The following is a 10,774-nucleotide window of genomic DNA, read 5'->3' on the forward strand; positions in this document are numbered from 1 at the left end:
TGGTTCAAACGCGGCATCCGCCTTCTCTTGAGACGCGCTGCCAGCGCACTGCCTCTTCCCAAGTTCTTTCAGGGGGCCGAAACATGATAGGTGGTAAGCGAGTCGTCCTTCGGTGTGGACGACGGCGCGCCGATGGCGAAGGTTCTGCTCTTCGGCTCGGCGAGCGATTTGATCGGGCTGTCGGCCGGCACAATCAATTTGCTGGTGAACGCGACATCTTTGGTGCTTGGTCGGGAATCGCCGAAACGCGCAAGGTATCGGCCAGGCTGGTGACGGCGCCGAGCATCTGGGCAAGTGCCAGTGCACTGCGGGAAATCAGGCGGGGCAAACGAATCATTGTTGTCTCCGTGCGGGTGAGCGGGTTCAGTGGGTCGGTCGCTGGCCGCGATGGCGGGCGTGCTTCCTGCTGCGTCCATTGGTCAGTGTCCCGGGGGAATAGGTTTCCACCGAGGGTTCCGCCGTGGCGCAGTGTCATGGCGTTCCCGGCATTCGGTTCGTTCGTCGTCGCTCGCCGCCGAGCAGATCGTCGATCAGCCGGTGCAGTTCGGCACGCTCGCGCTGCGGCGCAAAGAGCACCGCCCGCTGCCGGCATTGGGCAGCCAGTTGCTGCAGCAGACTTTCACCCGGCGTCGCCGCCGACTCCCGGCAGCGCCGCAGCAGGACGGCCAGCGACTCGGCGTCGTCCCAGGGAAAATAACCGGCGTAAGCGGTGCCCAGCATGCCGACGTTGCCGTCAACGGCTGAAGCGAGCACCGGCGTACCGCTCGTCACGGCTTCCATGATCACGTGCGCCCCGCCTTCCATGCGGCTGGTGTGGATCAGCAGATGCGCGCGCTGGATGCGCCGACGCACCGCCTCGTGCGGCAGGATGCCCAGCCAGCGATAGTTGGGCACCGCCGCCATCGTTGCCAGTGCTTGCTGGCCGAGCGTCGGATCGAGCGCTTCTCCGATGTGGTCGATCAAGATGTCGGCCCGGCCGGCCAGACGACGCGCGGCGGCGAACAAGGTCTGCGGCGATTTCTCGTCGCGCAGGTGGCCGACCATCACCGCCCGCAGGTGGCGCGACGATTTGGCCAGGGGCTGCCGGGCAGTGGTGGATTGAAAGATCACTCGTGCCTTGCCGCGTACCGCCGCAGGCAAGGCCTGCGGCGCGCATTCCTGCAGGACGACCAGCGCCTGCGCCAGATCCAGCGAGCGTTGCGCCGTCGTGTCGGCGACGATGTCCCGGTAGAGGTCGGTGCCGGTGAGCACCACCACCAGTCCTTGTTGCGGGTGCGCGGCGCTCCACGCGGCGACCGCCGACGCCGAACGGCGGGCATGCAGTGCGATCATCGCGGCGTCGCCGGCGGCCAGTGCATCCGGCCAGCCCTGCGTGATGCGCACGCGGCCGGCGCCGGCCAGATGCTGCCGCCACCGGCGCGCCGTCCGCCAGTTGCCATTGTTGGCATCGCGCAGCGCCGGACTGACGATCACCATTTGCGGCATACTAGCGACCTTGCTCATGGCTTCCCGTCTGCCGATGCATGACCTTCCTTCCGAAGCCGCGCGCTGCGGCGGTCGCCAGATCCTGAGCACGGCGCTGCAGGACAGCCGTGCCCGCACGCTGGCCCTGCTCGACGCCTGCGTGGCGGCGCTGGGCGATTCGCTGGTGGTCCCCTATTCTCCACAGCTCAATCCGCCGCTCTGGGAGGCCGGGCACATCGGCTGGTTCCAGGACTACTGGATTGCCCGCAACCGCCAGCGCGCCAGCGGCATCGCCTGCGTGCCCGACCACCCGCGCCCGCGCGGCCGCCTGCCGCAGGCCGACAGCCTGTACAACTCGAGTTGCGTGGCACACACTACACGGTGGCAACTCGACTTGCCGGACCTCGCCGCGACGCGCGCCTACCTGGTCGACGGCCTGGCGGAAACGCTGGCCTGGCTCGCCAACACGCCGGAGAGCGACGAGGCGCTTTACTTCTTCCGGCTGGTGCTGTTTCACGAGGACATGCACGGCGAAGCCGGCATCTACATGGCGCAGGCGCTCGACATTCCACTGCCCGAAGTGCTGCTGACCCCGGCCAGCCCATTGCGGGAGGCCTGTCCACTCATCTTTCCTGCCCGGCAATGGACACTCGGTTGGGATAGCCCGGGATTCGCTTTCGACAACGAGCTCGCGCCGCAGACGGTGGCGTTGCCCGCATTCGCGATCGATTGCGAAGTCGTCAGTTGGCGGCGTTACCTGCCGTTCATCGAGGAGACCGGCGCCCCGGTACCGCGCTACCTGTGCCGGCAGGATGGCGTCTGGCAGCGGCGCGTCTTCGGACAATGGGAAAACCTGCCGCTCGACGCGCCGGCAAGCCATCTCGCGTGGAGCGAAGCGCAAGCCTGGTGCCGCTGGGCCGGCCGCCGTCTGCCCAGCGAAGCGGAATGGGAGATGGCCGCCCTGAGCTGCCCCGAGTTCCGCTGGGGCCAGGTATGGGAATGGACGGCCAGCCGCTTTCTGCCCTACCCGGGCTTCGTGCCTCACCCCTACCGCGACTATTCGGTACCCTGGTTCGGCGCTCGCTACGTACTGCGCGGCGCCAGCCGCGCGACCTCGCCGCGCATGGCGCATGCGCGCTACCGCAACTACTTCACGCTCGAGCGCAACGACCTGCACAACGGCTTTCGCAGCTGCGCCCGCTAGCCGTCGGACCCGGCGCCGGCGCGCGCTCGGCCGCATCGGCTCAGGCCTGCGCGGCGAACACCGCAAACCAGCCGCGCGCATCGCACCAATGGCGCGGCGTGGCAAAGCCGGCCCTTTCGAGCAGGGCGGCGAACTCCGCGCTGCGCCATTTGTAGGAATTCTCGGTGTGCATGCGCTCGGCCGCCACGAAATGCCGCTCTCCACCATCCCAACGCACCGTCGTGTCACGCAGCGCCTGCAAATGCATTTCGATGCGCGACTCGGCGTGGTTGAAGAAGGCGACATGGCACCAGTCGGCGATAGCGAAGTCGGTACCGGTCAGCCGGTTGAGGTTTAGCAGGAGGTTGCGATTGAATGCCGCGGTAACGCCCAGCGGGTCATCGTAAGCCGCTTCGAGGATAGCGACCGGCTTGACCAGATCGACGCTGATCAGCAACGAGCCGCCGCGACACTCGGCGTGCGCCTGGCGCAGAAAGCTCAACGCCTCCTGTGGCGTGAAGTTGCCGATGCTCGAGCCAGGGTAGAAGAGCGTGCGCGGTCCCGCATCGAGCTCGGCCGGGAGCTGCAGCGACAGCGAGAAATCGAGACCGATGCCCAGCATCTCGATCGCCGGATGGCGCTGCTGCAGATTCTCCAGTGACTCGCGCAGGTAGCGCAGCGAGATGTCCACTGCCACGTAGCGCCGGACGCGCAGTGCGGCGAACAGAGCGGCCGCCTTTTCGCAATTGCCCGCACCGAGGTCAACCAGGGTGTCCACCGGGCCCAGTGATCCGGCCATGGCGCCCAGGTGTTCGATGAAAATCGCGGCCTCGGTACGCGTCGGATAGTACTCGGGCAGTTCGGTGATCGCGGCAAACAGTCGCGAGCCGAGTGCGTCATACAGGTACTTCGGGGCGATGCTGGCGCTTGGCGCGGTCAACCCGGCGAGCAGCTCGGCACGGATCTCTGCCGACTGCTCCCGCATCTCCGGCGCGATTTGCAACAATCTGGGCGAAGTCATCGAACCATCTCCATCGCGGTTTTCGGCCGGGCAAGTGCACGCACCAGAGCGCCGCCACTGTGGCAAGGCGGTGTGCGTGGGAGGCCGCCGTTGTTGCCCGTGACCTCGCCACCCGGCACGCTTCCTCCGGCCAGGGGAGCCTGCGACCGGTTGCGGTGGCGACCGGGTGGAATTCGGCAAGGGCATCATCACGCGCTCTCCAGCGAAAACCCGGGTAGCGGAGGCAGCAGATTGTAGACCGCTTCGGCTGACGGGTGCGCATGGGGAAGCGGCCAGCAGCCGAGCAGGCGGCTGGCCAACCCGCAACGGGTGCGCAAATCCTGGGCATCCTGTCCACCCAGATGCAGAATGCCATAGCGGTAAGAACCCAGTCACTTGAAATCGCGGGCAATCTGCTCGGGCGCCTTGGTAAACCGGAAGAGCATGGCGTCGGGAAAATGCCGCGTCAGCGCACGCCGCTGCACCGGTGCTCGGCGCGGCATGCGACAAGCAGCGCGGATCGCGTCCGTGCGCCAGTTGCAGGCCGACGCCATCGACGTGCAGATAGAGGTCGGAAAACTGTGCCGCCATGCGTGGATCGAACTGGATGATGTTCAGGTGGTCCCGGGTGTCGTCGTAGAAGAACTCCATGTTGAACGGGCCGTGCGTAAAGCCGACCGCCTGCAGAAAGCGCCACGCAACGTCCACCGCCCGCTCGCGCATGGCTATCGACAGGGGGCAGGGATAGACGAACTGTATGCAGGCCTGCGTTCCCGGACACATCACCGACTCGACAAAACCGAGTACGTTCAGTTCGCCGGCGAAGACGTAGCCGCCGAGCTTGTACTGCTGCCCACTGGCTGGCGTTTCGAGCATCAGCCGATGTGCGCTGCCTGCCTCCGGCAGGCGCTTGGCGATGATGCGCGCGAAGGGGTCGACCAGGTGGCGGATTACCCACAGCTCCCAGGTTCCGAAGCGGGTTATCGTCGTCAGTTCGGCGTGCTCATGCACGATGCATGCGAGCACCGGGAAGGCTGCTTTCACCGGCTTGACGAATACCGGGTGGCGCAGCCCGTCCGGGATCGGCTCGCCGTAGCGCGCCGGCAGCAGCTCGGCAGATGTATTCGCCTCCGGCGCCACCGTCTTGAGCACGCGGCGGGCGTGCAGCTTGTGCTGGCAAGCGAGCACCGCCTTCACCGGTGTTCCGGGCCAGTCCATGCGCTCGGCGAGCATGGCGCCAGCCAGCGCCGCCGAACTGCTCGTGATGGGAAGTCACCGCCTGCCAGCGTTTGCAGCGAGCCTTGCGTGCCAGCCGGTCGACGAAGCGCTGCAGATCGAAACCGGCGAGGTGGAGATTGCCCGGAAAGGTGAACCGGTCGAAGCCCGCGCAGGACGAGGTAGCTCCCGGCGGCAATGCCGCGGACACGGTAGGCGTCCGGCCCGTCGGCGGTCGCCTGGGCCTGTCCGCAGGTGTCCAGGCCGATCAGCGCCGTCATCAGAAGGGTGGTGCGGCATCGGGAGATCGGGTTCACCGCCATAGCTCAGCCGCCGGTGAGCAGTGCGTCGGGGATCTCGTATCGCTCCGCTGCGCCGATCTTGACGATGGCGAGGTCGCCCTGGCGTGAGAACGTCAGCGGATCAGTTGCGTCCGCCGCTATCGGTTTCCCCTGTACGAAGAGGATACGTCGCTGCAGATTGCCGCTCCCGTGCACCTCGACGGTGGCGGTGCCGTCGAGGCCGCGGTGGATGACGAAGGCCTCACATTGCTGCGGCTCGGGGTCGAAGGCCGGCATGCAGGGGATCTGCGCCAAGGCATGGAAGGGCGTGCCGGGCAGGAGGACACCCTTTGAGGCGGGCAATGGCGGCAGCGGCTTGCCAGTGACGGCGACGGCCAGTGTGTAGTGGCTCGATTCGTTGCGGCGGGCCGCCGACCGCATCAGGTAGACCCGGACCGTGTAGTCGCCGTCGGTCGGCAGGACGCCGGTGAAATTGTCAGCCGTCTGGCCGACGTACATCGCCAGATCCGAAACCGGTGGAATGACGCTGAAGTAGTTCTGCGGGTTGGAGGGCTTCAGAGTCACGGTCAGTGTCTGGCCGGCAGCGGCGCGCACCACGTGATCAACATCCGCGCTACTCTTCAAGTAGCCCTGGATCGACGCCGACGGTGGTCAAGCATACCGCGGCGCATCGGTTTGTGGTCTTGCCCAAACGCTGGATCGTTGAACCTACGTTTGCCTGGCGCGGTGGGTCGCGCAGTTTCTCCAAGGGCTACGAGTCGCGCCCGGAAACAGCCGAAACCGTGCTCCATATCGCTGCCGATTACCCGATGCTCCGGCAACTGGCGTAGTTTCTGGACAGCTTCCAGTCGCGGCTCAAGTGCCAGATTTTCAGATCCATGCTCCCCATTTTTGGACTTGTGTAGATACCGATGCCAAGAAAGGGGGATCAGGGCGGGGCGTGTGAGCCACCGGCCCTGCCGGGCGACCGGTCTGGTGGCTCGTCGCGGGTCATGCGAAGTGACTAACCAGCGGCTGGCGCGAAGCGCTGAAGATCGGCGCGACCGAGGCAGCCCGCGGTCAACGCCGGGGCCAGTGCTGGCGGGGTTGATCGAAGAGCGCTTCGCTGACGGGCGCCAACGCCGGCTCGTCGTCAGGCGGGAGTGGCCGGCTCCGCCTGGGGGCCGGGCGGCCCCGGTGGGCCTGCTGGTCCCTTGGGGCCGGCAGGTCCCGTTGCTCCTTTTGCTCCCGCCGCGCCGGGAGGCCCGGCTGGCCCGTCTTTGCCGGGCGTACCCGCTGGCCCGGCTGGCCCCGTGGGTCCGGCGGGTCCCTTCGGCCCAGCCGGGCCAGGCTCGCCTTGCGGTCCCGGTGGCCCTTCCCGGAGGATCAGTTGCGCGAGTTGTTCTTCGATCACTGCGACACGGTCCTGCAGAGTCTGCAGCGGATCAGGTGCTACGGCCAGTGTGCTCACGGCCTCGGTCTTGCTGGACTTCTTCTTGTCCTTCTTTCTCGCCAAGGTAGGTCTCCTCTCGTAGTCAAGATGCGTGGAGCAACGCGGGACAACACTCCGGGTTCGACTAATACACGCAATGAAACACCGGGTCAATGGATTGGGTATCGTCATTACCGATCTGATCCTCATGGGATGTGCATATGGCAGTACCTCGGATTTGCGCAGGGTGTTGGCAAGGGTCGGCCAGCGATTCTTTGCCGAGTTTCGTGCGTGGTCGATCCGTCTGACGGCGAATGAGCCGCATGATCGGCACAGTCGCTCGGTGGTCAGGCGATCGCAACGGGCCGGTCGGGATCACGCCCCGGGCGTGAGCTATCTCACGGAGCCCCGGCCTGCCCTCGGTATAATGGGTCCGACTTTATCCGGTTCGATCTGCCATGCAGGGAGTGTCCGGGGTGATGCGATCTACAGGAGACGACATGGACATCAGAGGCGAGGTGGTGGCGATTCTTGACGAGGTCTTGAGTCTGAAGGGGCGGGCGAGCGGGTTTTCGCTCGACACGCCGCTACTCGGCGCGCTTCCCGAACTCGATTCGATGGCAGTGGTGGCTCTGATCACGTCGCTGGAAGAACGCTTCGCTTTCGTGGTCGATGACGATGAACTCGACGGTTCGGTCTTCGCATCACTGTCGACCCTGATCGACTTTGTCCAGGCCAAGCTGAACGTTTGAGCACCACTGTCCATGTCCCTTGAAGCCTTCTTCCTGCCGGCTTCGCCCGGTCAGCGATTTGCCTTGCTGCATTTGCCGGAAGCGGCGCGACAGGTTCGTGCGGCCGTGGTCCACGTCCATCCCTTTGCCGAGGAGATGAACAAGTCGAGGCGGATGGCGGCCGTACAGGCACGTGCCATGGCAGCCACCGGTTTCGCCGTACTCCAGGTCGACCTCCTGGGCTGTGGTGACAGTTCGGGCGATTTCGGTGATGCCAGTTGGGAAGCGTGGCTGGCCGACGTGGAACTCGCCTGCAACTGGTTGCTGCGGCGGATCGATGCACCGCTCTGGCTGTGGGGCCAACGTACCGGATGTCTGCTGGCCAACGAAGTGGCCAATCGCATACCGGGAGCGGTCAACCTGCTGTTCTGGCAGCCGGTTCTTTCGGGTCGGCAATTTCTGCAGCAGTTTCTGCGGTTGAAGGTCGCCGCCGAGATCGTCGGTGGCGAAAGCAAGGGCGTGATGCAGCGCTTGCGTACCCAGTTGGCCCAGGGAGAGTCAGTCGAGATTGCCGGTTATATGCTCTCACCGGCGCTCGCTGACGGACTGGACAAGGCTGAATTGCTGCTGCCGCATCGCTCTGGTCGCGTCGAATGGATCGAGGTTTGCAGCCGGCCGGATGCCGGCATGTCCCCAGCCGCCGCCGCACGCCTGACGCAATGGCAAGCCGCCGGCCAGCATGCTCGTGGAATGGCTGTGCACGGCCCCGCTTTCTGGCAGACGAGTGAAATCAGCGAATGCCCGACACTGCTGCAAGCCAGCCTGCTGGCGATGTCCGAGGCTGTTGCCACATGAGTTGCGTCGAACAGGCCTTGCTCTTCCCTTGCGCCGGCGAGATCTTGCCGGCGATCATTGCCTGGCCGTACGACCCGTTGGTGGTCAAAGGTCAAGGCGGGAACGAGGCAAACGATGCGCGGGGCGCTCGAACCAATGGCGGCGACCGGTCCGGGTCAGTTCCCTGTGCCGCCCGCCCGCCTTCCTGCGGGGTCCTGATCGTGGTCGGCGGGCCGCAGTACCGGGTGGGCAGCCATCGGCAATTCCTGCTGCTCGCCCGCCGACTGGCTGCGGCAGGCTATCCGGTGATGCGTTTTGACTATCGTGGCATGGGTGACGCGAGCGGAGCGATGCCTGGTTTCGAGGCGGTATCAAACGACGTGGGCGCTGCGATTGATGCCTTTCGGAGCGCCGCGCCGGGGCTGCGGAAAATCGTGTTGTGGGGGCTGTGCGACGCGGCCTCGGCAGCCTTGTTGTATGTCCAGGCGAGCGCCGACGAAAGAGTTGCCGGCATGGTGCTGCTCAACCCGTGGGTGCGTTCCGAGACGAGTCTCGCACAGACCCACCTCAAGCATTACTACGGCCAACGCCTGCTGCAGAAGGAGTTCTGGTGGAAGCTGTGCACCGGCCGGATGGAATTGTTGAAATCCGTGCGCGATCTCCTGCGCACGGCCGTCCTGGCCCGACGGCCAGGAGCGGCAGAAGCCGGGACGACGGTCAACGCCTCGTTTCAGGAGCGCATGGCCGGCGGCTGGCGACAGTTCTCCGGGAAGATTCTGCTGATCCTGAGCAGTGAGGACTATACGGCGAAGGAGTTTCTTGAATATGCCGCCTCCAGTTCCGGCTGGTCGGGTCTGCTAGATGCCCCCAAGGTGAGCCGGCTTGACCTCGCCGATGCCGATCACACTTTCTCGTCGCTGACCTGGCGGCGGTCGGTCGAGGAGGCTACTCTGGCCTGGCTGGACGCCCTGAACGGCGCGCATACGTGAACGCCCCGTGTGCCGAAGATCGCGCGCCAGACGAAGCGGGGGAGGGCGACCCGCAACTGTGGCTAGGGCGAGAGGAGGATTCAAATGAGCGCTGGCTCGACTAATACCTACGGCAGCAGACGCCGGTTACGCGGCAAGGCGCGCCCCGGTTCGTCGCGCTGGTTCCGGCGCTATCGCTGGCTGGTAATCTCGGGCTGGCTGGTCCTCCTGCTGGTCATCACGTGGTTGTTTTTCATTCGCTCGGACAAGGCCCCGGTGGCGGTTTCAGCGCTGCCGTCGGGCGAACAAGCCGAGCCGGCCGCCAAGTCGGCAGCAACGATGCCGGCAGTGAGACTGCCGGCCGACGATGCTTCCCATGCCATGCTCACCGAGTGGTGGTATTACAGTGGCCACCTGCACACGGAATCGGGTGAGCGCTATTCATTCCATCTTGCCACCTTCCTGCGGCAGGGAACGATGACCCATACGGTGTTTCAGGGCTCGCTGCTCGACCATCAGGCCGCCAGGCTCTACACCGAGCAGGCGCGTACGGCCGGCAATCCTTCCGATGGACGGCGCGACGGCTTTGGCTTCAGCTATGGCAATTGGCAGATGCGTGGTGAGGGTGCCAGACATGTCGCAAAGATGGCCGGCAAGGACTTCACCCTCGACCTGCAACTCGATGACAAACTTCCGCCGGTGTTGCATCAGGCACCGGGCACGCCGGTTAGCGGCCTGCTCGATTTTGGTGCCGCCGGTCTGAGCTACTATACTTCTCGCCCGCGCATGACTGCCCAGGGGATGCTCACCATAGGCGGAACGGCGAAACGGGTTGAGGGCGATGTCTGGTTTGACCATCAGTGGGGTGACTTCGAGGCGGCACAGCTTCGCTGGAACTGGTTCGCACTGCAACTCAGCGACGGTGCGGATATCATGCTCTTCGAGCTCTTCGATCGTCAGGGAGCGGCCGTGCTGCGCATGGGGACCCATGCCAGGCATGGCGTCGTCACGGCACTGGGTGCCTCGGATTTTGAAGCCAGGCCCAATGGCACCTGGAAAAGTCCTGCGTCGGGCATCGTCTACCCGGTCGACTGGACGATTTCCTTGCCATCCCGCAGCGTTCGCCTGAAGGTCGAGCCAGTCCTGCGCGCCAGCGAGATCGACGCACGAACCACGACCCTGAACGTCTACTGGGAAGGAGCGATCAAGTCGAGTGGTTCGCACAACGGTGTTGGTTTCATGGAACTGAGCGGCTACAGTCCGCCGGGCGAGCAGATGAAAAACCGCGGGCAACCGTGAGCCGGGATTCCGGCCATCATCGGCCGAGCAAGACCCAGAATGTCAATCCAAAGCACAGATGTCCGCTTTCCTGCCAAGCAGAAATGTCCGGTAGGCGCGTCATGGCTGAGCGGAATTCCGCTCTGCCATGACGCGGGCGGCGGCCGGGGAGAAAGGCAGGCGCCAGGGGTGCCGGGCAGAAGGCTTGACCGGTAGCGGGCGGGCCTGGACGACCTTGGCATCGACTACCGGTGCCTGGGGTCGAGCCGCCAGCAGTTCGTGGGCAAGCACTTGGCCGTTGTGGAGGACCTCCAGGGCGCCGTTCAAGTGGGCACGGATTTCCACCCCGGCACCGATCAGGCGCCGCTCCCCGCCCTTGGGTGGGAGA

The 10,774-nt window shown here is 65.4% G+C and carries 10 protein-coding genes and 1 pseudogene; 6 read left to right on the forward strand and 5 right to left on the reverse strand.

Annotation, left to right across the window (positions count from 1 at the left end):
• Positions 1–193: 193 nt before the first annotated feature.
• Together JNK99_RS03985 and senB are read right to left on the reverse strand one after the other, a co-directional pair.
• A complete protein-coding gene (locus tag JNK99_RS03985) occupies positions 194–337 on the reverse strand; it encodes a hypothetical protein (RefSeq protein ID WP_291848945.1) in 144 nt (47 codons plus the stop codon).
• Between the two features lie 134 nt (positions 338–471).
• Positions 472–1,503, reverse strand: a complete 1,032-nt coding sequence (senB, locus tag JNK99_RS03990) for a selenoneine biosynthesis selenosugar synthase SenB (protein WP_291848948.1) — start codon at positions 1,501–1,503, stop codon at positions 472–474.
• On the opposite strand from senB, the gene senA reads away from it, so the two are divergent.
• Complete coding sequence (gene senA / locus JNK99_RS03995) at positions 1,502–2,668, forward strand: selenoneine synthase SenA (protein WP_291848951.1); 1,167 nt, start codon at positions 1,502–1,504, stop codon at positions 2,666–2,668. The genes senB and senA overlap by 2 nt on opposite strands.
• Before the next feature lie 40 nt (positions 2,669–2,708).
• On the opposite strand, the gene egtD is transcribed toward senA, so the two are convergent.
• Together egtD and JNK99_RS04005 are read right to left on the reverse strand one after the other, a co-directional pair.
• Entirely contained in the window at positions 2,709–4,880 is a 2,172-nt protein-coding gene (egtD, locus tag JNK99_RS04000; RefSeq protein ID WP_291848954.1) for an L-histidine N(alpha)-methyltransferase, read from the reverse strand.
• Positions 4,881–5,188: 308 nt separating this feature from the next.
• Positions 5,189–5,788, reverse strand: a complete 600-nt coding sequence (locus JNK99_RS04005; RefSeq protein WP_291848957.1) for a hypothetical protein — start codon at positions 5,786–5,788, stop codon at positions 5,189–5,191.
• Positions 5,789–5,811: 23 nt separating this feature from the next.
• On the opposite strand from JNK99_RS04005, the gene JNK99_RS04010 reads away from it, so the two are divergent.
• The 5 genes from JNK99_RS04010 to JNK99_RS04030 all read left to right on the forward strand — a co-directional run bounded on the left by JNK99_RS04010 (position 5,812) and on the right by JNK99_RS04030 (position 10,407).
• Positions 5,812–5,994, forward strand: coding sequence for a hypothetical protein (locus tag JNK99_RS04010; protein WP_291848960.1), 183 nt, complete (start codon positions 5,812–5,814; stop codon positions 5,992–5,994).
• A gap of 1,081 nt (positions 5,995–7,075) precedes the next feature.
• Positions 7,076–7,327, forward strand: coding sequence for an acyl carrier protein (locus JNK99_RS04015; RefSeq protein ID WP_291848963.1), 252 nt, complete (start codon positions 7,076–7,078; stop codon positions 7,325–7,327).
• 12 nt (positions 7,328–7,339) lie between these two features.
• On the forward strand, positions 7,340–8,161 hold the full coding sequence (locus tag JNK99_RS04020) for a hydrolase 2, exosortase A system-associated (protein WP_291848965.1): 822 nt from the start codon (positions 7,340–7,342) through the stop codon (positions 8,159–8,161).
• Complete coding sequence (locus JNK99_RS04025; RefSeq protein ID WP_291848968.1) at positions 8,158–9,129, forward strand: hydrolase 1, exosortase A system-associated; 972 nt, start codon at positions 8,158–8,160, stop codon at positions 9,127–9,129. Before JNK99_RS04020 ends, JNK99_RS04025 begins: the two co-directional genes overlap by 4 nt.
• An 84-nt stretch (positions 9,130–9,213) precedes the next feature.
• A complete protein-coding gene (locus JNK99_RS04030) occupies positions 9,214–10,407 on the forward strand; it encodes a lipocalin family protein (protein WP_291848971.1) in 1,194 nt (397 codons plus the stop codon).
• Between the two features lie 99 nt (positions 10,408–10,506).
• Here JNK99_RS04030 and JNK99_RS04035 read toward each other — a convergent pair.
• A pseudogene (locus JNK99_RS04035) lies at positions 10,507–10,774 on the reverse strand (hypothetical protein); the annotation flags it as partial.

This window comes from Accumulibacter sp., assembly GCF_016789985.1.
In the GTDB taxonomy this organism is placed as follows: domain Bacteria; phylum Pseudomonadota; class Gammaproteobacteria; order Burkholderiales; family Rhodocyclaceae; genus Accumulibacter.